The sequence below is a fragment of the Streptomyces sp. NPDC030799 genome (assembly GCF_055572255.1).
Window position 1 is genome coordinate 350,359 of sequence record NZ_JBVIDS010000011.1, and the last position, 21,136, is coordinate 371,494.

The 21,136-nt window shown below is 68.6% G+C and carries 19 protein-coding genes, 1 tRNA gene and 3 pseudogenes; 10 read left to right on the forward strand and 13 right to left on the reverse strand.

The genetic code is table 11. The features are described 5' to 3' along the window. Window positions 1-52: 52 nt before the first annotated feature. The gene (locus ACZ41I_RS27750) at window positions 53-805 is read right to left on the reverse strand and encodes a hypothetical protein (protein WP_468515326.1); all 753 of its coding nucleotides are present in this window, start codon (window positions 803-805) and stop codon (window positions 53-55) included. A 552-nt stretch (window positions 806-1,357) separates the two neighbouring features. After that, complete coding sequence (locus ACZ41I_RS27755) at window positions 1,358-2,272, reverse strand: transposase family protein (protein WP_468515327.1); 915 nt, start codon at window positions 2,270-2,272, stop codon at window positions 1,358-1,360. A gap of 251 nt (window positions 2,273-2,523) precedes the next feature. Here ACZ41I_RS27755 and ACZ41I_RS27760 point away from each other — a divergent pair, with 251 nt between their 5' ends. Continuing rightward, complete coding sequence (locus ACZ41I_RS27760; RefSeq protein ID WP_468515328.1) at window positions 2,524-3,180, forward strand: hypothetical protein; 657 nt, start codon at window positions 2,524-2,526, stop codon at window positions 3,178-3,180. A gap of 268 nt (window positions 3,181-3,448) precedes the next feature. Here ACZ41I_RS27760 and ACZ41I_RS27765 read toward each other — a convergent pair whose 3' ends face one another. Further along, window positions 3,449-4,108, reverse strand: a complete 660-nt coding sequence (locus tag ACZ41I_RS27765) for a nucleotidyl transferase AbiEii/AbiGii toxin family protein (RefSeq protein WP_468515329.1) — start codon at window positions 4,106-4,108, stop codon at window positions 3,449-3,451. Beyond that, window positions 4,105-4,467 (reverse strand): hypothetical protein, encoded by a 363-nt coding sequence (locus ACZ41I_RS27770; RefSeq protein ID WP_468515330.1) that lies wholly within the window; start codon window positions 4,465-4,467, stop codon window positions 4,105-4,107. The genes ACZ41I_RS27765 and ACZ41I_RS27770 overlap by 4 nt, the downstream gene beginning before the upstream one ends. Before the next feature lie 283 nt (window positions 4,468-4,750). On the opposite strand from ACZ41I_RS27770, the pseudogene ACZ41I_RS27775 reads away from it, so the two are divergent. From ACZ41I_RS27775 to ACZ41I_RS27800, 6 genes and pseudogenes are all read left to right on the forward strand, one after another. Beyond that, window positions 4,751-5,075: pseudogene (locus ACZ41I_RS27775) on the forward strand (transposase); the annotation flags it as partial. A gap of 176 nt (window positions 5,076-5,251) precedes the next feature. After that, a complete protein-coding gene (locus ACZ41I_RS27780) occupies window positions 5,252-6,544 on the forward strand; it encodes a helix-turn-helix domain-containing protein (protein WP_468515331.1) in 1,293 nt (430 codons plus the stop codon). A 13-nt stretch (window positions 6,545-6,557) separates the two neighbouring features. Next, window positions 6,558-7,316: a toll/interleukin-1 receptor domain-containing protein gene (locus ACZ41I_RS27785; RefSeq protein WP_468515332.1), complete on the forward strand. Its 759-nt coding sequence runs from the start codon at window positions 6,558-6,560 to the stop codon at window positions 7,314-7,316. Between the two features lie 173 nt (window positions 7,317-7,489). Next, window positions 7,490-9,328 carry a hypothetical protein gene (locus tag ACZ41I_RS27790; protein WP_468515333.1) on the forward strand — a complete coding sequence of 613 codons (1,839 nt, stop codon included), beginning with the start codon at window positions 7,490-7,492 and terminating at the stop codon, window positions 9,326-9,328. Then, window positions 9,325-10,401 carry a hypothetical protein gene (locus ACZ41I_RS27795; RefSeq protein ID WP_468515334.1) on the forward strand — a complete coding sequence of 359 codons (1,077 nt, stop codon included), beginning with the start codon at window positions 9,325-9,327 and terminating at the stop codon, window positions 10,399-10,401. The genes ACZ41I_RS27790 and ACZ41I_RS27795 overlap by 4 nt, the downstream gene beginning before the upstream one ends. A 44-nt stretch (window positions 10,402-10,445) precedes the next feature. Then, window positions 10,446-10,886 carry a hypothetical protein gene (locus tag ACZ41I_RS27800; RefSeq protein WP_468515335.1) on the forward strand — a complete coding sequence of 147 codons (441 nt, stop codon included), beginning with the start codon at window positions 10,446-10,448 and terminating at the stop codon, window positions 10,884-10,886. Between the two features lie 145 nt (window positions 10,887-11,031). On the opposite strand, the gene ACZ41I_RS27805 is transcribed toward ACZ41I_RS27800, so the two are convergent. The 4 genes from ACZ41I_RS27805 to ACZ41I_RS27820 form a co-directional block, all read right to left on the reverse strand. Beyond that, on the reverse strand, window positions 11,032-11,361 hold the full coding sequence (locus ACZ41I_RS27805) for a hypothetical protein (RefSeq protein ID WP_468515336.1): 330 nt from the start codon (window positions 11,359-11,361) through the stop codon (window positions 11,032-11,034). Beyond that, a complete protein-coding gene (locus tag ACZ41I_RS27810) occupies window positions 11,340-11,780 on the reverse strand; it encodes a tyrosine-type recombinase/integrase (protein ID WP_468515337.1) in 441 nt (146 codons plus the stop codon). The genes ACZ41I_RS27805 and ACZ41I_RS27810 overlap by 22 nt, the downstream gene beginning before the upstream one ends. Window positions 11,781-12,392: 612 nt before the next feature. Beyond that, a tRNA-Met gene (locus ACZ41I_RS27815) sits at window positions 12,393-12,466 on the reverse strand. Window positions 12,467-12,940: 474 nt separating this feature from the next. After that, window positions 12,941-13,411: an ATP-binding protein gene (locus ACZ41I_RS27820; RefSeq protein ID WP_468515338.1), complete on the reverse strand. Its 471-nt coding sequence runs from the start codon at window positions 13,409-13,411 to the stop codon at window positions 12,941-12,943. Window positions 13,412-13,939: 528 nt separating this feature from the next. Here ACZ41I_RS27820 and ACZ41I_RS27825 point away from each other — a divergent pair. Then, a pseudogene (locus tag ACZ41I_RS27825) lies at window positions 13,940-13,993 on the forward strand (hypothetical protein); the annotation flags it as partial. 138 nt (window positions 13,994-14,131) lie between these two features. On the opposite strand, the gene ACZ41I_RS27830 reads toward ACZ41I_RS27825, so the two are convergent. The 5 genes from ACZ41I_RS27830 to ACZ41I_RS27850 form a co-directional block, all read right to left on the reverse strand. Further along, window positions 14,132-14,536: an STAS domain-containing protein gene (locus ACZ41I_RS27830; RefSeq protein ID WP_468515339.1), complete on the reverse strand. Its 405-nt coding sequence runs from the start codon at window positions 14,534-14,536 to the stop codon at window positions 14,132-14,134. Window positions 14,537-14,907: 371 nt separating this feature from the next. Next, on the reverse strand, window positions 14,908-16,086 hold the full coding sequence (locus ACZ41I_RS27835) for a PP2C family protein-serine/threonine phosphatase (protein ID WP_399765174.1): 1,179 nt from the start codon (window positions 16,084-16,086) through the stop codon (window positions 14,908-14,910). Window positions 16,087-16,292: 206 nt separating this feature from the next. Then, window positions 16,293-16,637 (reverse strand): MerR family transcriptional regulator, encoded by a 345-nt coding sequence (locus tag ACZ41I_RS27840; RefSeq protein WP_399765177.1) that lies wholly within the window; start codon window positions 16,635-16,637, stop codon window positions 16,293-16,295. A 955-nt stretch (window positions 16,638-17,592) separates the two neighbouring features. Next, complete coding sequence (locus tag ACZ41I_RS27845) at window positions 17,593-18,432, reverse strand: RNA polymerase sigma factor SigF (protein ID WP_399765180.1); 840 nt, start codon at window positions 18,430-18,432, stop codon at window positions 17,593-17,595. A gap of 1,059 nt (window positions 18,433-19,491) precedes the next feature. Beyond that, the gene (locus ACZ41I_RS27850) at window positions 19,492-19,662 is read right to left on the reverse strand and encodes a hydrophobic protein (RefSeq protein ID WP_399765183.1); all 171 of its coding nucleotides are present in this window, start codon (window positions 19,660-19,662) and stop codon (window positions 19,492-19,494) included. Between the two features lie 125 nt (window positions 19,663-19,787). Here ACZ41I_RS27850 and ACZ41I_RS27855 point away from each other — a divergent pair. Together ACZ41I_RS27855 and ACZ41I_RS27860 are read left to right on the forward strand one after the other, a co-directional pair. Then, window positions 19,788-19,895 (forward strand): annotated as a pseudogene (locus ACZ41I_RS27855) (CsbD family protein); the annotation flags it as partial. Between the two features lie 566 nt (window positions 19,896-20,461). Then, window positions 20,462-21,136, forward strand: a 675-nt coding sequence (locus ACZ41I_RS27860; RefSeq protein ID WP_468515340.1) for a ribonuclease J, incomplete at its 3' end; no start/stop codon positions are given.

The following is a 21,136-nucleotide window of genomic DNA, read 5'->3' on the forward strand; positions in this document are numbered from 1 at the left end:
CGGATCGCTCGCCGTCAACGAGGGCGACGCCGTCGCCGACATCTTCTGAGCCTCAGCCCGCAGACCCCCAGTTGCGGCGCTGACTCCCACGAGGGCCGGGCCTGCTGTGGGCCGTGAAGAGCGGCCCCGCCGAGGTCTCCAAAACCAGGGGCGTTGAGCTGGCGATGTCTGCACGGGAATAGCCAGTGGATCGGTCCAGGTGGAGCACGGTGGCGCCAAGGCTTGGCTCCTCTGCCTTGCGGACCTGCCTTCTCCGCCATACAACCTGCGGCTGCGTTGCTGCCTCAGGTGTGAACTCGTACGTGACGTGATCAAAGATCAGCAACCCGTCGATCAGCGGCTCGCTTTCCTTAATGGGGTGCAGGATGCAAGCGAAGGCGATGGGGCGCTCTTCCCACCACGCGATGCGGAACAGTTCGGAACGCTGCCAATCGGATGCGAAGCGTTCATTGAACGGCTTCGCTGTCCCCCAGACCCGGATCAAGCTGCCTCGCACGCCGTAGTAAGCCGCGTACTGATCCATGGCGATGCAGATCGCATCTTGGATCTCCGGGTCGTGGATGTTGAGGCCGCGCATCGTGCGCTCAACGCGTTTCACGCAACTGTTGTGTGCATAAGCCAAATCTTCCACCTGACTCCATGTCCCCACCGGTGGCCAGGTCTTTCGGCCGCGTTGCCACCTCTGGATCTCGAACAGGTACTCCTGAACAAGGGCTTTGAAGAACTTCCGCGTCGTCCGACTCTTGCCTGGCAGGTCCGTGATCCAGTCTGGTCCGTCGTTCGTCCGGCGTCTGAACAGAGCCATGTCCCACCCCCTGGAGCACGTCGCCCGATTATGGCAGGCCCTGCACCGGCTTGCCCCCTCAACTTCGCCCGACTCTGGAGGCTCGTATGCCCGTCCAGCGATTGGCTGCCACCTGCATTCGGCCGCAACGAGCTCCCCTACGCCTGCATCATGATGAAGACCACCTCGCTGCCCGAGGCGCCGCTGCGCGTATACGGGCCGGACGGGCTCGGCGATCCGCGTGAGAACCACCCGCTGCGGGGACAACGACAGTTGGCGGGACGCTCGTTGGGAAAGGCTCCGACGGCCGCGTGCCCTGGCTGCGCGCAATCCCAAGCCCCCGCCGCCTTCCGGCGGGGCTTCGTCGTCTCACGAACGGCAAGCCGGAGCACAGCAAGACCGCGCCGAACACCACGCACCAGGGCCCATCCCGAACGCAGGCCCTCCCACCGGAGCTGGCCGACAGGGGGTTCCTCACCTCTCACAGCCCCTATGAGCGGGGTCCTGACGGTAACGGACTCGGGAGAAATTGAGTTTCAGTCATGCTGACCTGCCGGCTCGGCTGGTGGGTGATCAGCAGGCGATGTCGCGGACGAGGGCGAGGTCGGTGCTCGTCCAGCGGTGGGTAGCCCGATGCGCGGATCGGTCGGAGACGAGTGAGGCGATCGCGAGATGGGTCTCGGCGTAGGTCTCGCGGCGTCCGGCAAATCGCCGCAGGGTTGCCCACTGGCGGAGTTCGGCGTTGGTGTGCTCGACACAGATCCGCGCCGAGGACTGGCGCCGCCGCGCTTCCCGCCAGGCGTGCTTGTCACCGTCGCACGCCTCGTCCCTGGGCTTCTTCGGCGGGGCGCTGACCTGGCCGGGGAACTCCTTGGCCAGCCCGAGGTAGCCGGAATCGACCTTCGCCTTCACGCCGGGATGGATACGGAGCTGCTCGGCGATGCCCTCAGTGCGCACGGCGGTCTGGTCGTGCATCCGGCCCGGGCGGACCATGCCGGACAGCAGCAGGCGGCCCTGGTAGTCGCTGAACGTGGTGGTCTTGATGGTGTTCTGCTTGCGTTTGCCGGAGACGAACGCCCGGCGCCCGGGGCGGCCGGCCTGCGGGCGGCGGACCTGGGTCTCAGCCCCATCCAGCCGCAGCTCAACGCCCTCCGCCTCGGCATAGGCGATGTGGAGCGCGGCATTTGCCTGACGGTCGCCACCATGGTTGAGGCGACGGAACTGCCGGCGTCCCGAGGAACGCTCGACAGGACTGACCCCGCACAGCGCAGCGAAGCACGCCTCGCTGTCCAGCCGTTCCGGGTTGTCCCCCACCGTGATCAGCAACGTAGCCGCCGTGTCCGGACCGATCCCCACCACGTCGAGCAACTGCGGGGCATGGCACTCCACGAGCCGCGAAAGACGAGCCTCCACGTCCCGGATCTCCTCGGAGAGCTGACCGATCCGGTGAGCCAGCAGACCCAGCGTGATCCGGACGGCCTGCACCACCGACTCCGCGCCGACCTCCTCGCAACCACGCGCATGGGTGAACTGTGCGCAGGTAGTGGAACCCGCCCGCTCCCTCGCTGCCCGAACGTGACCGACTCGAAGAGTGGATTGAAGGCACCGAAGAGCTGCCAGACCTCGCACAACTGGGCAGCCGCACCCTGGACGGAGCTGTCTGGGTCGTACTCAACGAGTACGTCTCCGATCACGCCGCCGGGAAAGACTGGACCGGCCAGGCAGAACAGTGGCACGTCGTGCACAGTTGGCTCGTCGAGGACGCCCAGCACGAACAGGTCATGGAGTTCCTGAGTTCGCGCAGTCTCATTGGCCGCTGGATGCCGGAACCCCCCGCCTGGCATGCCGTCTACCTAGGCGAGCTTCCCCTGCTCGAACACGACACAGATGACGGCAACACGCTGTCCCACACCGACTACTCAATTGGCGACTCCGAACCACCCGCCACACCCAACGGCGGCCCCATTACGAGCGGCGCCGACAGCGGCTCTCCCACAGTTGTCGATCCCAGCAATCTGGACGACGAGGAGATTTTCGACCTTCTGGAGCAGTTCAAGGGCCGTCGCACGAAGACAGCCCTCACTGACGAGGACCGGCTTGCCAATCTACACAAGCTGGCCGCCCAGTGGTCCAAACCTCTACCGGTCCCCGCGTCCCCAGAAAGGCTCGCCCGCACCACCGACGGCTCCCCCCTCAGGGCCTATCCCGCCTTCCAGGAGTACTCATGGAGCAGCAGCGGTCATGACTGCTCCATGGAAGCCCCTGCCGGCTTGGCCCTCCCCTGCACGCGGCTCATGAACGGAGCGTGCTGGGCATGTTTGGCGAACGTCAGCCCCGCAGCAGTGACCACCTGCGCACCTGGCGCGAGTACAGCCAGACCGCGCTCCTTACTCTAGATACAGGCGGGCTCGCAGCGTCCCGGCTCCTCTCCGAGGTTCGGCGGAACCCGGGGCTCTGACTCCCGCGTACGGCCGCTGCCCGGGGTCTGCCCATACCGCAGCCCGGTTTCACCGTGAGCCCACTGCGGGGTATCGCTCGACTGCCCTGCACATCCGCCGTGCAGGGCAGCCACCCACCGTGGTGGGCTCCGGGTTGGAATCTACTGGCTGCACCGCATGCGCTCGCTGCAACGGCGGTAGAGGGGCTGGACACGATGACCGCCTCTCAGGCGTTCTCGTCATGGATCCGCGCACCCAGATCCTCCGCCCACTCCAGCGCCCACGCCTTGAGTTCTTCGATCTGCCGGGAGGTGAGCCCGTACGCGGTGTAGTCCTCATCCTCGTACCAGTCCGCGCCGATAAGCCGGTCCCTAAGGTCTTCAAGGCTGAACTCGTCGTGGGCGCGACGGCGGCCCAGGGATTCGAGGTCGGCGGTGGAGCGGTGGCGGGAGGCGGCCTGGACGTCGATGAGGTCACGGACGGTGCCGCGGTCGGCGAGGGCACGGACCTTGGTGCCGATCACGTCGTCGAGGGAAAGAACGGGGCCGTAGGGGGTCTGAGCGGGCGGAGCCCAGAACGCCTCCTTGAGGACGTCGACCTCGCACTCCTCGCCGGTGTCCGGATCGGTGACGAGGAACCGGCCGCTGAGCGGATCAGTCTGGACGTGCGTCGTCCTCCATCCGCGCTCGCTGAGACCCGCTGTGAGTGAGGCGACGATCTCCCGCATCGGAGCGGGGTTCTCGGTGGCGACGTCGAGGTCACGGCTGAAGCGTTCGACCAGGCCGTGGGCCTGCACGGCGTATCCGCCGGTGAGGACCAGGGGGTAAGGGGAGCCGATGTCGAGAATGTCGGCGAGGAGACGCTCGTGGAGCGGAGTGAGCTTCACGCGGCGGTAGGGTCGGCCGGAGCGGTGCGGAGCAGCTCAGGGAAAGCGTCCTCCCAGACCTCGCGGATGTAGGGGCTGATCAAGCGCCGCAGCACGGGCCACTGCTCGGTGAGCAGCCGGTGGTGCAGGAGGGCCATCAAATCCTCACGGCGTCCTTCGGCGAGGACGGTCCGGTAGAGCGTCATGCGGGACTTCGGGCGGTCCAGGCTGTAGCTGGTCCGCCCGGACCAGACGATGTGGAGCGGCAGATCCACGTTGCCCTCGACGGGGCCGGCCAGCTCCTGCAGACGCTCGGGCAGTCGGCTGCGGTAGCGGTCTCGCAGCACCTCGGCGCGGGGGGCGGTGATCGTCGGGTCCATGCATCCAGTATCGCTGCTGGGAGGCTGCGGCGTGGCGGATACGGGGCTCCGCTGTCGTACGCACGGGTCGGGCGCCGCCCGGCCCTCCCTCGGACGCGCATCATGGCCTACCCGTGCAGCCCCCCAGGTGGCGCGGCCACCGGCTGCCCTGCCGACCTTGGACCAGCCCCGCTCGCAGCCGCGGGTGATCGTGGCGCAGCAGGTCACGCGGAGGACCGCCGCGATGGAGTCGGCTGCGGCTTCCGTCTCGGCGTCGGGAATGACGACGGTCCCGAGGAGGCCCATGGCGCCAGCGCAGTGGACGAGAGGGCACCCGGCGGGCGACGGTCAGGGCATCCCGCTCGCGGTGTCGCTGACCGGCGGTAGCCGTGGGCGACGTCACCCAGTTGCCGCCTCTGCTCGACAAGATCCCGCGGGTAGCGGGACCGGTCGGCCGCCCGCACCGACGGCCTGATGCCCTGCTCGCGGACCGCGGCTACGACCATGACAAGTACCGCCGTCTTGTGCGGGCTCTCGGCATCACACCGGTGATCGCCGAGCGGGGCGAGGACCACGGCAGTGGCCTGGACGTCTTCTGGTGGGTGGTCGAGCGCACGATCGCCTCCCTTTTCGGCACGACTTCCAGATAGTCCGTTTCTCCGGTCCTCCCTGCCGCGCATGTCGCGTTCCCATGTCGGAGAAGGAAACGGGAAACAGCATCGATCGTCTTGTCCGCCCCGGCCAGACTGCCGCACGCTACGTGCAGCGCCGACTCGGCCGATGGCGGAAGGGGTTGGAGGTTTCCGTGCCACAGCCGTCCACCGGGTTCGGCGAGGAGTTGAGGAAGCGGCGTCTGGAGGCGGGGCTCAGCCTCACCGCCCTGTCCGGCTCCGTGCACTACAGCAAGGCGCAGTTGAGCAAGGTGGAACGGAGCCTGAAGGCCCCCAGCCGTGACCTCGCCCGCCTGTGCGACGCCGCCCTCGGGGCCGGCGGGGCCCTGCTGGCCCTGCTCGCACCAGAGACCACCGACCCGCCCGTCGATCCGGCGCCGGGCCATGTCCACGAGGAGGACTGGATCATGCAGTTGTCGCCGGACGGACCGAACACTTTCCAGCCCTTGAGCCGACGGGAAGTCATGGGTGCCGGTGCCGTCTCGATGATGGCGTGGCGGTCCGACAGCGTGGGCCTGGCCTCGCCAGCCGCGGGCGCGGAAATGCTGGAAGCCTCCCGCTCACTGTTCACCCACTACCGCAGACTCGGCCAGGCGGTGGCGCCCGGTCTGCTCCTGCCCGTTCTGATCGCCCAGACCCATACCCTGCGGGAACTGTCCACCCACTGTGACAGCGGCACCCGTCGCCACCTGCTGGCCCTCGGCTCCCGGTACGCCGAATACGTCGGCTGGCTGGTGCAGGAGACCGGGGACGAGCGGGCGGCTCTGTGGTGGACGCAGCGCGCGGTCGACCTGGCGGCCGCCGGCGGCGACCGGACACTGGCGGGTTACGCGCTGGTCCGCCGGGCCCTGATCACGCTGTACCGGGACGACGCCGAGCAGACGGTCGCTCTGGCCCGTTGCGCGCAGAGCGGGGCCTTGCCCCCGCGCATCCGCGGGCTCGCCGCACAGCGCGAAGCCCAGGGTCACGCCCTTGGGGGTGACCACCGGGCCTGTCTGGAGGCGCTGGACCGCGCGCGTGCACTTCTTGCTCTCCAGGGCGAAGGGACTGACGAGCCGGTGATCGGCACCATGCACCTTCCTGATCCGGTCGGCATGGTCACCGGCTGGTGCCTGGTCGATCTCGGGCGGCCGCGCGAGGCGAGCGAGGAACTGGACCGACAACTCGCCCTGGTGGGCGGGGACGCGGTCCGCACCCAAGTCAGGTACGGCGTCCGCCGCGCACTCGCCTATGCGTCGGCCGGCGAGATCGACCACGCCTGCGACCTGGCGACGCACCTGCTCGACGGGGTGGAGGCCGTGGGTTCCGCCACCGTAACGACAGACCTGAGGCGGCTCGCCCGCGCCCTGGCGCGCCACGCGAACCATCCCTCTGTACGCCGGCTGGGACCGCGACTCAGCACGTTGTCGCGCCCGTCCACCATCTGAAGGAGTCACTGGCATGCCCCACGTGTTCATCAACTACCGCACCGGCGACGGCGAGCGGACCGCGGCCCTCCTCGACCAGGAGCTGTCACGTCGCTTCGGCCAGGACCGCATCTTCCGCGCGTCCAGGTCCATCATCGCAGGGGACGCCTACCCCGAGGCTCTCCAGACCGCGTTACGCCACAGCTCCGTGCTGCTGGCCGTCGTAGGACCGGACTGGACGAACTTCCGCAGTCGGCTGCAGGATCCCGACGACTGGGTGCGCAAGGAGATCGAGGCCGCGTTCGAGTGGGGGCTCATCGTCGTTCCCGTGCTGGACGGCCGCAAGACCGACCGGCTGAGCAAAGCAGTCCTGCCCCCGGAGCTGGCGCGGCTCGCCGATCTGCAGTCCGTACCGTTCGACAGCACCCACGACACCGAGGCCGGCGTCCGACGTATCGGTGATCTGGTCGCCGAGCTGGTGCCCGAGCTGCGGGACCTGCTCGAGCCCGGCGAGCCGTCGCCGGCGTCGACCACCGTGCACAACACGATCGGGGACGTGAGCGGAACGGCCGTCCAAGCGGGCGACTTCAGCGGTGACGTCGGCGGCACGATCGTGAAGAACTCCCACGGCACAGTCCACACGGGCAGCGGCAGCATCTACAACAACTCACGCCACGTGTCGGGCGACCGCTACATCTCGGGCACCGGGACGACGTACACCGAGGGCGACCACCACGGGGACGTCCACCAGCGGTTCGGGGAGCCGGAGCGGCCCCAGGACGACCGACGGTGAGCACAGAACACACCACCCGGGTCGAGAGCACGCGGGGCTTCACGCACACGGGTGACGGCCACATGTTCGTCAACCTCGGCGCCACTGCCCAGGAACCCCGAAAGCCAGTCTTCCGGCAACTTCCCGATGACCAACTTCGCTGGGTCCGACGGGTGTTGGTCGCTCCGGTCAATATGGGAAAAGCCCGGACGACGCTCGAGGAAACGGGCACCGTCATCCTCGACGGTGCTCCCGGCAGCGGCCGCTCGGCCACGGCTCGCGTACTGTTGCGCGAACTCCACCGTCCCGGCGGGGCCTTCCGTGAACTCCTCCCCGACGAGCTGGACGAGCTGCCGCGGCACGACCCGGCTTTCGTCGACCCAGGCGACCGGCTGCTGCTCGACCTGTCCACCGCGAAGGCCGATCCGTGGGATGCGGCGCGGGGCAACCTGCCCGCCCTGCGCCAGACGGTGCACGAGCGGCGGGCCCATCTCGTCGTCGTCATGCCGCACCACGGGGCCCTCGATCCCGACCTCCAGCACTACCGTGTCGAGATCGGACCGCCGACCTCTCCCATGGAGGTTCTCAGACGCCACCTGCGCACCCAAGGCGTGCCATGCGAGCAGTTTCTCCGGAACGACGTCACCGTCGACGAGTTCCTGAGTGAACGCAAACCCATGCGGGAGATCGCCGACTTCGCCGACCGCATACGCCGGGCCTGCGAGACGGCCGGGCCCGGCGAGGGGTTCCCCGAGTGGTGTACGGCCGCGAAACGTGCGCGCGCCGGGCGCCGCGCTGAAGTCGCCGATCACGTCGCCGGTTTGCCCGACGCCTCCCAACGCGCCCTGATGATCGCCGTGTCCATGCTCCACGGCGCGCACGCCGACGTCGTCCACCGGGCGGCCGCGCTTCTGCTGAGCACGGTCGGGGCCCCCGAGGAGGAGACTCCGCTCCTCCAGCGCAAGGACCTTGCCCAGCGGCTGTCGGAGATCTCGGCCCGCTCCGGGCCGGACGGTCGCGTGCGGTTCACCGAGCTGGACTACGACTCCGCCGTCCGCGCCCACTTCTGGGACCACATGCCCGACCTGCGACCGCACCTCGGCGCGTGGGCCGCACGGGTCGTCGGGTCGAGCGACCCGCATCTCGTGCCGGACGTCCGTGACGGACTGGTGGCCCGGCTGGCGGGTGAGTACCTGCGGACCGGGCGGGCGGACGCGCTCGCCGCGCTCGCCGAGCGGTGGAGCGCGCAGGGGGCGGGCAGAGCCGGGTCGGAGGCCGCGGTCCAGGCGCTCACCTGCGGTCTCACGGACCCCGCACATGGCAGGGACTTCCGCGAACGGATCTACAACTGGTGCGCGTACGGCCGGCTGACCGATGAGTTCGCCCAGGTGCTGGTCCAGGTCTGCGCCGACGTCCTCGCGCTGGACCATCCGGACCACGCCCTGATCCGGCTGCACCATCTCGCCCGGCGTGATCTCAGCACGGCCCATGCGCTGCAGCCCCTGTGCGACCTGGTGGCCGGCAGCCGGCGTTTGCGCCGAAGGTTGCTCGACCGGCTGGCACGCGGCAACCTCGCACCGGCCGACCTGGCCATCTTTCTGCGCGTCAGCGATCCGGAACCGCTCACGGACCGCTCCGTCACCACCCGCGCCCTGGTCGACGAGGACGGGGTACGACACTCCCTGATCACGTGCTGGCGCGCCGTGCTGATCCACGCCGTGTCACGGAAGGACGGACCACGCGTGGCACCACGGGCAGAGATACAGAACTGGCTGCGCTGGGCGGACGAGAGCGCCGGTGACCGGGGGGAGGTCCTCCTCGACCTGCTGGTCGCTGCCGCCGACCGATGCGGGGAGGACCGGGGCGCGGCGTTCGCCGCGTTGTACACGTCCGCGCGCCGGGCGGAGTGCGCTTCTCCGGGCGCCGGCTCCCACTCCGCCGAGACGACCGACCTGTTGCTCCACAAGATCGGCGTGGCGCAGAACCTCGGTAATGCCGCCCCGCCGGCATCGGCCAGAGGGAGTCGATCATGACGACCGCACGCAGGACGACGACCGTGTTCCTCACTGTTCTGTGTGGCCTGCTGCTCACCATCGTCGGCGTGGTGCAGCGATGGCCCGGCTGGACCTGGCCGGTGCTGGCCGCGCTTCTTCTCGTGTTGCCCGCGGCAACCTTCCGGGTGGCCTCACAGCGCCGCGGCCCGGTGCCAGTCAGCTTCGAGGAGCAGCTCACGGCCGCCCCCGTGGAGCGGACCGAGTACCGCGTCAACCGAGTCGCGCTCCCGAGCCTCTGGGACGACTACCACTTCGTCTTCTCGGCGACCGTTCGATGGTGCTTCACCGACGAGCCGGGGCGCGGCACGGTCGTCAACCCGGCCGGCCTCGCCATCGACGCGGTCCTCAGCCGGGCCCGCGCGATCGCCGAGAAGCGGGCCCCGGCCCACGCCTCGCTCCTTCAGCACGAACTCGGCGGCGCACTCAGCCGCATGTGCCCGGATGCCACGGGCCACCTCCGGGCGATGGCGGAGGACATCAGCCTTACGTTGCCCGACGAGGACCAGGAGCGTCTGGACCGGCTCGCCGGCGTGCGCAAGGACGAGGCGGTCTGGGAGCACCAGCGCAAGTACGAGCAGAGCAAGCGCCGGTATCTGGGCGAGGACGTCCTCAAGGACACCGGCAGCGCCGTCGTGTGGTGGCTCACCAAGAACGACGAGCAGGTGGCGAAGACCGTGGCCGACCTCCCCTTGCTGGCGCAGCTGACCTCTGCTGCCAACGACACCGACATCCCCGAGCGCCTGCTCGAGATGCTGCCGAACCGGCCGGGAGGACCCGGGACGCCGGACGTCGGCACGGAGTCTGCCGATCTCCTGGCCCGTGAACCCTCGGCCGCGGACCATCTGGCGGGGTTCTTCGAGGCCATGGGCTTCACGGAGGACGACGACCGGCGGGCGATGCTGGCCCGACAGTTCTCGCAGCTCATCGAGCAGCACAACCGCCACGAGACAGCAGAGGACCTCCTACGCCGGTTCGATCCGCCGCGGCCTCCCACCCCCGAGACGGGAGCGGAACCGGCCCCCGACCCCGGCCCGCCGACCGAGACGGCCTGACCGCCGACCGGAATATTTCATCCCTGCGCATCCAGGAGGACGCGATGAACGCCGAACTGGCCGCGATGGCGGCATCGGGAGCCACCACCCTGGTCTCCCTCATGGTCACTGATTCCTGGACTCACGCCCGCGCACTGATGGGCCGGTTCCTGGCACGTGCGGGCGCGGACACCGTCGCGATCACCCGCCTGGACGACGCGCGTGCGCGGCTGCTCCTCACGGGCACCGCGGCGAACGAGCGCGCCGCGTCCGGCATCGCGGCCGAGTGGCAGACTCGTCTCTGCGGGCTGGTGGAAGCCGGGGCGCTCACCGGCGAGGAACTGGGTGCTCTCGGGGCGTCGCTGCGCCGACTGGCGGCCGCCGCAGCGGGCCGCCCAGCAACGGTGCACAACACCGTCTCCGGCGGCACCCAGCACGGCCCGATCGTCCAGGCCGGCACCGTCACCGGCCTGGCCTTCCCGCCGGATCCGTCCCCGCGCCGGTAATAGGGCTGAAGACCGGACCGGGTGTCCTGTCGACGCCGGGCTCCCGATCTCTTACGCCGCCTGCCGTATTTCACTGGTGGTCGGTCCGCGAACGGACGGGCCTGCCGCTGGACCCCTACCATTCGCCGAAGGCTGCGTTCGCACATCAGGCGCACCCCCAAAGCGTCACAGGACCCCGGACCGCATGAGGCGTCGACCGCCTCACCGGGCCAGCGCAACCCACCTCTTCCATCGGCTCCGTGTAGTAGCCGCTCGGACCACGCAGTAGATAGCCCTCCTTCGTGGTGCCGTGCTTCTCCTCGTACCGCTCCATCGCCTCACGCACGGAGCGCGGCAGGGGAACCTCCCGGAACTCCCCCGCTTTGCGATGCTTCAGCTTCGCCGGCCTGTGCGTGTTGGAGTGGATCTGCTCGTGCACCCGGTAGACATCGCCCGCCACGACATCGTTGATGTTCACCTGGTTGCCGCGCCCCACCCGTCCGTCTCCAACTCGTCCAGGAAGCGCTCGACCACGATAGGCGTAACCAAGTTCAGTTTCCGCGACCCGAGACGAGGAATGATGTGCACGTTGATGGAGCTGTCCACGTGCCATCCCGTCGAGTACTCCGTCATCTTGCGCTGACGAGGCCGCCACTGCTTCGCGTATTCCGCGATCGTCTCCTGACCGAGTTCGCGGCGAACCTCGGCGACGGATGGCGCCGTTGTCTTCTTCTCCGTGTAGATCTGCGTGAGACGCTCGATAGCGTCGTCCTGCATGTCGCAGCCGGCCTCTTCACGCTGCTTGCCGAGAGCGTCCCGGAACCGAATCGTGTACGGGTGCGGGCAACGGGTCGGCCTGGAACAACCGCACTCCTTGAAGAACGACCCCATCCCACGGGCGAGCTGTCGAGCCACGCATCGAGCCTTCCGAGCAGGGCGCAGCGGGGCAGCAGGCCCCCTGCCGCGGTGCAGGTGAGCAAGCCGGAAACCGTCCGGTCTGATGCTGACCTTTTGCTGACCCGGAGGCGACGATCAGGGCTCTGACCTGCAGAAACACCCAAACGCTAGATCTTGGACTTGAACATGGTACGAAGCACGAAGAAACTCCCGATTCGTCTGCTCCCTGCCTGCTTTTTGCGGGTCAAGGGCGTCGTGGATTGTACATCGGCACGCCTTTCAAACGAAGGCTCACCAGAACATCGTGCGCCACGGCGAGCAGGCTTCTCACCTGCGCGATCTGCGCAAATCAAGCTGCCGCGGAGCCGTCGACCAGGAGCGTGCACGGAAGACTGTCCCGGTCCCATGCTGAGGGGATGCCGACTTACCTGATGAGTCATCAGGTAAGTCGAGGGATCTACGTCGGTACCGACCAGTCCACCCTGGCAGGACAAGGGCGCTGCGCCTACGGCGGCACAGGGGTACCAGCCGCTGCGGCGGATGAATCGGGCGCCCTGTTCGCCGAGAGCCAGGTCCGAACCGGCCCACATGCAGTGAAGGCCCGGTGGACACCGGGCCTTCACTTTTGAGTAGCGGGGACAGGATTTGAACCTGCGACCTCTGGGTTATGAGCCCAGCGAGCTACCGAGCTGCTCCACCCCGCGTCGGTACGGTGAACTGTACGGCACCGAGCGGGATCGGCCCAATCGACTTTCGCCCCGGTCCGGATTCCGAATTCCCGCAGGCCCCAGTGCGTGACCGAAATGTCCCCTCGGACGGCGTTGGAATACGGGCACACCTGGTGAGTAGTCTCCATGAGCTGGCCGGCGGTGGCCTGGTCCGAGCCGGGCAGGTGTGGCGTCAAGACCCATCAGTGAACAGCCCCCGCTATCAAGGGTGATCGGCCTCCCCCGTGCCGCCACCCACGAGGACCTTCTGGCGCACGCTTTGCAGCAGGTTCAGACCGGCGGCGTCCACAAGCCCAGTTCCCCGGGGATCTCTCACCGGACCAGGCAGGTTCTTCCTCCACACTCACACAGCAGTACCCCTGCACCAGGGTGCCGCAGGGAGCGGGCGGTGGCAGCCGGCACGGCCGTGATGGTGAACGCGGGCGAGCCTGCGGTAGCCGGCCACATTTCCTAGGGGTTGTGGCGGGTGCCGGCCGGGCCGGAGGCGAGGGCGATGCGGGCGGTGATGCGTTTGCCGACCGGCTCGCGCCGGGCTTCCACGCCCTGCGCGACGGCCATCACGATCTCCAGACCGTGCTGCCCGATGCGGTCGGGGTCCGAGGCACGCGCCACCGGCAGTACCGGGTCGGAGTCCCAGACGACGACCTCCACCATTTCGCACATGATCCGCAGTTCCATCAGTACGGGTCCGGGCGCGTACTTGCGGGCGTTGGTGACCAGTTCGCTGACCACCAGCTGGGTGAGGTCCACGGCACGCTGAGAGACCGTCACACCGTGCGCGCTCTGAGCGCGGGTGAGGAAACCTGCGGCCAGTTGACGGGCCTGGGCGATGCAGGTCCCGTCCCCCTCCAGCGCTACGCCGATTTGCAGAACTTGGGCGTCAGGCGCGGTGTCGTCCTCCCCTTGCGGGTCTGATCCCATCACAGCCCGCCATTCATTCCCCGTTCACGATGCCCGGCACGTACCCCCGCAGCCGGGGTTCACGCCTTGCCCGCCTTGTTGACTGTGCCACGCAAAGAAGCCGCCTGTACCGTGCCGGGCGGCACTGCGTACGAGGGTGTGAATATGCCAGGATCACCACACTCCACCAGGCCCTGGACGCTTCCACCACCCCCACTGGCGGCCCGCATAGACGGTGGCGGAGTGCCCGGCCCGGCATGGCTGACGGAACCGCTTCCGGGACCGATTCGCGGTCCTGCTGCCCGGGGTCGTCCGGTGACCTTGCGTGCGCGGCGGCCAGGGCGGCGAGAGGGGTGACCAGGCGATGCAAGGGGGTGGGTCCGGCTCGTAACCTGCCGCCCATGACGACCCGGACCCAGCCTTCGACGCCCCGTGAAGCTTCGAGCTGCTGCTTGCCGGGAACCAGCGCTTCACCGCGGGCGCCCCTGAGCACCCGAACCAGGACGCCACCCGTCGCGCTCAGACCCGCCGGTCCAGCACCCCTTCGCCGTGCTGTTCGGGTGCTCGGACTCGCGGCTGGCCGCCGCGATCATCTTCGACCGGGGCCTGGGCGACCTGTTCGTGGTCCGCACCGCCGGGCACGTCGTGGGTGCCGAGACACTGGGACCGTGTGCTGGCCGAGCGGGTCGCCGAGGTATCCACCACGGTCTGACCGGCCCCGGCTCATTCCACAGCGGTTCCTCAGCGTGCGGGACCGGGCCAGTGCGCCAGGCCGTCGAGGGCCGGCGACTGGCAGGTGGCCTCCTGCGGCGAGTCGTAGAACTCGTAGGCGTCGGCCAGGCCGCCGTGCGCGAAGACGGTGCGCATCCGAGCCGAGGGGCACGTGATCCGCAGCGAGCCCTCGCGTTCCCGGATGCGTTTGGTGAGCGCCACGACGGTGCCCAGGAACATCGAGTCCAGGAAGGGCACGAAGCACAGGTCGAGGACGAAGTGGCGGTGCCCCTCACCCAGCAGCTGGATGACTGCCTGACGGATCAAGGCGTGGGTGTGGATGTCCACCTCGCCGTCGACCTCGACAACGGTCCAGCCGTTGACGACTTCGCAAGCGACGGCGATCTCCTCGGTGCGGACGATGCTCCAGCGCATGGCCCGTCCCTTCTCGCGGCTCTGCACGAAACGCCAGGCCCCCTGCGACGCATTGCACGCCTGGTCAGCGAGGGTTTGCGTGCAGATGCCGCCTGCCTCCATCCAAGGCGTTTTCCGGTTGATCGCAAGCCGGGCATCCTGGTCCGATGCGGGCTACAGCCGAAGCGGGTACGGGCCTTCCGTACGCCCCCTGCACGGCCCGCCTCACGTCCGCTTCCGCCTGCCGCGTGACCGACACAGCCGGTGGTCGTGGGTACGGCATCGCGCCATGAACATCCGCCCCCGGCGGATGCAGTGCAGGCCCGGACCCGTCGGCGCCCCGCCTGGTCACCCTACGCCGCCGCCCCACCGACGACCTGACCGTGCAGGTGCTACCCGTCTTCGCGCCGCGGACCGTGCCAGTCCAGGATGAGGACAGTGGCGTCGTCCCTGAGGTTTCCCCGACAGGCATCCAGTACCGCGGTGGTCAGGCTGCGCACGGCTTCCCTGGGATGTGAGGTGCGGGTGTCCCACACGAGGCGGGCCAGGTCGACGGCTCCGGCGCCGCGTTCCTGCATGCCGTCAGTGAGCAGGATCAGACGGTCGCCGGGGAGAAGATCGAGCTGCTGGAGGTGGTAGGAGGCAGGGGCTGCCACCCCGAAGGGGAGGTTAACCGCGAGCTGTACCTCTTCGACCTCGGTGGCGCCTTCGCGTAGGCGCAGGGGCCGGGGATGCCCTGCGTTGACCAGTTCGCAGGTCCCCGTTGTGAGGTCGATGCACAGCAATTGGCCAGTGGCCAGGCCGCGGCTGTGGGTCAACAGGGCGTCGTGGGCGTGTTGCGCCTGCTGGAGTGCGTCACAGCCGCTGCGGCGGGCGCCGCGCATAGCGCCGACCAGGAGTGTGGCGAGCAGCGCGGAGTTGGTGTCGTGGCCCATGGCGTCGGTGATGGACAGGTGCAGTGTGTCGCGGTCGAGTGTGTAGTCGTAGGTGTCGCCGCCGATGTCGTCGGCCGGCACCAGCCCTGCCGCGAGGGTGAACTGGGGAGCCTCGCAGCAGGAGGCCGAGGGAAGCAGTTGGTGCTGGATCTCGGCGGCCAGGCTGATCCGGGTGGTGCGCCGGCCCGCGTGGTACAGGTCGGTGAAGCGGCGGTCCGTGACGATGATGTAGGCCAGTGCGTGCGCCGCGTCTTCGATCTGCGCGAGCACGGTGTCGTCGGCGTTCTGCAGCGTAGCCTCCAGCAGACCGATGCAGTCGCCGCGATTGGTGACCGGCGAGATCACGCGCCGCCCGCCCTGGCCGTCCGGTTCCACGCGCTGGCACTGGGTGCGCAGGACTGCGTCGTAGACGCTGCCCTCCAGGTCGATCCGCTCGGCAGCGCCCCCCATGTCATCCTCGGCCTGTGTGGTCAGGCGCAGCAGCCGCCGACCCACGAGGTCGACGAACAGGAACGACACACGCTCCGCCCCGAAGCGCTTGCGCAGGTCATTCGCAAGTACCTCGACGGACTCCCCGGGCGGTGCCGCCTCAGCGGCGGCCAGAAGCTGCCCCAGTTCCAGATCCCCGCCATCCATGGCAACCTCCTATCGGTTGCCGGTCCTTCTTCCCCCGGTTCGCCCCCTCGTCACCCACTACATGCATCACGCCCGCTCGCGGTTCTCTCTTCCGGCGGGGTTCGGTTGACGCGTTGAGCCCGTCCGAGCTGCCGAACGGCGGTGCGGTCCCTCAGCGGTCTCGTCCGCCGACAGTGCATCGGTTCCCTCAGGTTCGGGCGTTCCGATCAGGCTGATGTCTTCGGCTGAGGCCTGCCGCCCTCGGCGCGCAGTTGCTCGTTGATGCGCTGCGCCTCTTCAAGCTGGTCTTCGAGGATGACGATGCGGCAGGCGGCCTCTATGGCGGTGCCCTGGTCGACGAGTTCGCGGGCTCGGGCGGCGATGCGCAGCTGGTACCGGGAGTAGCGGCGATGGCCGCCTTCGGAGCGCAGCGGGGTGATCAGGCGGTGTTCACCGAGGGCACGGAGGAAGGCAGGGGTCGTGCCGAGCATCTCGGCGGCCCGGCCCATGGTGTAGGCGGGGTAGTCGTCATCGTCGAGAGGGCCGACGGGACGGGAACCGGCAGGCGGCATAGACCTCTTCTTTCGGGGACGCGTCGGGGGGCCCGGGTGCCAGTACGGCACCCGGGCCCCGAGCTTTCAACACCATCTACCGGCGCTCCGCGCCGGCCTTCTTTTTCCGCAGGTGCCGCCTGGGAGGGCGGGGCTGCGGGGATCGCGAATGCGTGACCGGGGACCACCTTCCAATCCGGGGCCTTGCGTCGTACCCGGGCGGACTGCTTCCTCGCCCGGGCGATCCTGATGGCGTTCTGCTCCTTACCTTTCGATTGCGCGGATACCGCGGGTGTTGCTCACAGCCCCTGGGGCCGTGTCCTTCTGGTCTACCTGTACAGCAGTTCGTGCCTGCTGTACCTACTTCGACTTCTGGGTACGGAGACAACGTTAACCCCGCATCGGCGGGATGTCTACTGTCGCCATGACAGTTTTTCTCCATGGAGGGTGTGTGTGCCTCTACCGCAGGTAAAGCAGAAGGAGTGCCCACTCGAATGGCGGTCCCCCTGCCTGCACGGCAGTCCACCAGCTCGCTGATCACCAGCTGGGTCAGGGTGCACGATCCGCTCGGAGACCCAGCCGAGGGGCCGGCCGCACCCTGAACTCCATCGCGGCGCCCGGGGCACCACAACACTCGTGTAGGTGCCAGGACCATCCCCGCGCCTGCTTCGAGGGCCTCAGCGTGGTGAGAGCCTGCGGCGAAATCGACCGGGACAGGGCCCCTCCACTTCTCGATGCCGCAGCTGCTCACGGCGTCGCCTCGTACCGGACGGTGCTGGACGTCGACCACGTCACGTTCATGGACTCCAGCGGCATCAACGTCTCTTCCAGATCGTCGGTCTCGATGACGTCGTAGCCTGTCACCCCACCGCTCGCGACGCCTTGCGCCCCTGGCCTCGGGGGCCGTGGTGCCAGATGACGCCGGATGCCCGCCACGGTTGTGGCGGGCATCAGGCCGGGTGCGGACAGTCGGCTGTCAGCCGGTGGGGAGCAGGCCCTCGCGCAGGCGAGCGAGGCAGCGGGACAGGAGCCGGGAGACGTGCATCTGGGAGACGCCCAGGCGCTCGCCGATCTGGGCCTGGGTGAGTTCTTCCACGAAGCGCATGTGGATGATCTGCCGGTCGCGCTCATCCAGGTCAGCGATCAGCGGGGCCAGGGAGTGGAAGTCCTCCACCAACTCCAGGTCGGTGTCTTCGACGCCGATGAAGTCCTGGAGGACGCTCTCGCCGTCCTCGCTGCCGCCGATGGCGGCGTCCAGGGAGGAGGAGTTGTAGCCGTTCGCGGCCAGACGGGCCTCCATCACCTCGTCCTCGGGCAGGCTCATCAGCTCCGACAGTTCCTTGACCGTCGGCGTGCGACCCAACCGGCTTCGCAGTTCTTCCGTGGCCCGGGCGAGCTGGACGCGGGCCTCCTGCAGCCGCCGGGGAACGTGCACGGCCCAAGTGGTGTCGCGGAAGAACCGCTTGATCTCCCCGACGACGTAGGGGATCGCGAAGGAGGTGAACTCCACCTCGCGGGACAGCTCGAACCGGTCGATCGCCTTGATCAGGCCGATCATGCCGACCTGGACGATGTCCTCCATCTCCTCCGGTCCGCGGCTGCGGAACCGCCCGGCCGCGTAACGGACCAGGGACATGTTCATCTCGATCAGCGTGCTGCGCGCGTAGCTGTACTCGGGCGTGCCCTCCTCCAGCACTGCCAGCTGCTCGAAGAACAACCGGGAGAGTTCGCGGGCATCCTTGGGCGCCACCCGGGTGGGGTCGGCGACTTCGGGCAGCTCGGTGGTCTGCGTGTCCAGCGTGCTCATGAGCGCCATGAGGTCCCCTCCCGGATTCGAACTCGTGCCACGGCCCGCTGTGAAACGGCCGACGACGCTTCGGCTACCCCTTCACTTTCCACCCATGCCTGCCACCACGCGATCGAGGGGCAGGGCTGTGAGCCGGCACGTCTCCCCGCTGAGAGGCCACCCGCCCGGCCCGGCCGGAGAAACCGCCTGCGTTCCGGAGTCGGCCTGCGGCCCTCGTGCTGCGGGTGGAGCAGGGGTTGCGACCGGAACCGGGGCGGCGCCCCGTCGGCACAGGCCAGTAAGCGGGTCACGGGTGCAGTGGCGTCGGGGTCCTCGAATGGGGCCCCGGTCGGGGGCGTCAGGGGGCGAACAGTAGTGGCGTCGGCCGCCGACGGCGTGCCCCACGGAGTCGAGGAGACCGGCAGCACTGGGTCGGAGTCCCACACCTGGACCTCCACCAGATCACCGGCGATCCGCAGATCCAGGAGGATCGCGAAGCCCTCGCCGCCTGACCGAACCGGCCGCACGCTGCCCCAGTGGGATGCGCCACAGAATCACGGAGTGCGGCAAGCTCGAGTGCCTCCTGACACCGTCGCCGAGGCCGTCATCACCTGGGCCCACCGCCACCAACCCCTGCCTGCACCGGTCATGCAAGCACTGGATGCCCTACGCCTGCACGTGGCGCCGGGAGCGGCAGCGCGTCGCGGACGCTGAGGTCGCCCTCCTCGATCCGGAGGCGTGGCAGTTGCCCCAGCAATGCCACGCAGATGACGGCAGCGTCGGGCGGCGCGGGGTGCTCCTGGTCGACGCCCTCTCCGACGGCTGGCAGGTCCGCCGTTGCCCCCGCGGCAAAGACGTCACCGCCTGCTTCCAACCGCCCACACCAGCACAGGCGACATAAGCGGAGGCAGGAATAGCCAGGGGCCGCGCAGGTTTCTTCAGCGCGTACCCGTCCTGCCTCCACCGCACCACATTCACCATTTCCCCTTCAGACTCTTCTGGCGCTCTTTCATTGTGCGATCGTCAGCCAAGCCCGTAGGGCCTGGCCGGTATCAGCCAGGCCCTACGAAGGGGTGAGTACCAGTCAGGTCACCATCGATACCAGCGGCCGCGGCCACCCCCGGCGCTCGTGGAGCGCATGACGAAGCCGAGCAGCCACAGCACCAGGACGGCGAGGGCCACCCACCAAAGCATCTTGACAGCGAAACCGGCACCGAAAAGGACGAGTGCGAGAAGCAGAACGAGCAGCAAGGGAATCATGATTATCGACCTCCTGAGCCGCCGTATGCCCCGCCACTGCTCCTTCATTCCGCAGCTCTGCCCCGTTTGTGCAAGGAGAGCCGGGGCACGGGTGGGCTACAGCGAAAACAGCACCGAAGCAATTGGGAAGTGCTATCGGCAATGACCGCATGGCCGCCGAAGGACAGGCGGAAAAGAGCACGGCCGATGCCCGTGAGGCCAAGGAGAAGGCCAAGGAGGCCTTCGGGCACTGACGACATCTCGGCCCACCTGGGCTGCGCTGCCGCGTAGTGGGCGAGGGCCCCACCGGCCCGGGCACGCCTGACCCACGGCGACACCTGTGAAGGGCCATGCGCCTGTTGCGTCATTGCCCGGTCAGCCCACTCCGTCCTCAGGAATGGGGGATGGTCTCCCTGTCGCAGTGGATGGGGAAGATCTGGCCGAGCAGTGCGGTGTCGTCGTCGAAGCGGCCGTCACCGAAGCTGTGCAGCAGCCGGTCAGGGCCTGGAGCGCAGCGGGCGGGGGCTTGCCGGCGTGGTCGGCGGCGAAGGCGAGCAGGGTTTCGTCCCCGTACGGGCCGGTCGGCGTGGTCTTCACCGGTGCGCGCCTCGGTGATGCTGTCGGTGGAGAGCAGGTTGGCCGGGGCCGGCCCGCTACCCCGTGCAGGAGGCCCTCCTGTCCCGGGGGCCGGGGCAGCGGGCAGATGAGACGGTTGCCGACCTGAGCGCCAGTACGTCTCCGGCGTCGGGTCGTATCGAGCGCTCGTTGGATCACACAGGCAGTGGATCGCCCTGTCCCGATCTCCGGGTACCGTCAGGGTATGAGTCATCCGCACCCCGAGCTGAAGGCCGCACCGCCCCTTCCCGAAGGAGGGCTGCGGGTCATCGCCCTGGGCGGCCTGGGTGAGATCGGCCGCAACATGACCGTCTTCGAGCACGCGGGCAAGCTGCTCATCGTCGACTGCGGCGTACTGTTCCCCGAGGAGACCCAGCCCGGTGTGGACGTGATCCTGCCGGACTTCACCTCGATCCGGGACCGGCTGGACGACATCGTGGCCGTAGTACTCACCCACGGCCACGAGGACCACATCGGCGGCGTGCCGTACCTGCTGCGGGAGCGGTCCGACATTCCCGTCGTCGGCTCCAAGCTGACGCTGGCGTTCCTGGAGGCCAAGCTCAAGGAACACGGCATCCGGCCGCGCACGGTGCGGGTGCGGGAGGGCGACCGGCGTGGCTTCGGGCCCTTCGACTGCGAGTTCGTGGCGGTCAACCACTCCATCCCCGACAGCCTCGCGGTCGCGATCCGCACCCGGGCCGGGATGGTGCTGCACACCGGCGACTTCAAGATGGACCAGTTCCCTCTCGACGACCGCATCACCGATCTGCGCGCCTTCGCCCGCCTCGGCGAGGAGGGCGTGGACCTGTTCCTCACCGACTCCACCAACGCCGAAGTACCCGGCTTCACCACCTCCGAGCGAGAGCTGAACCCGGCGATC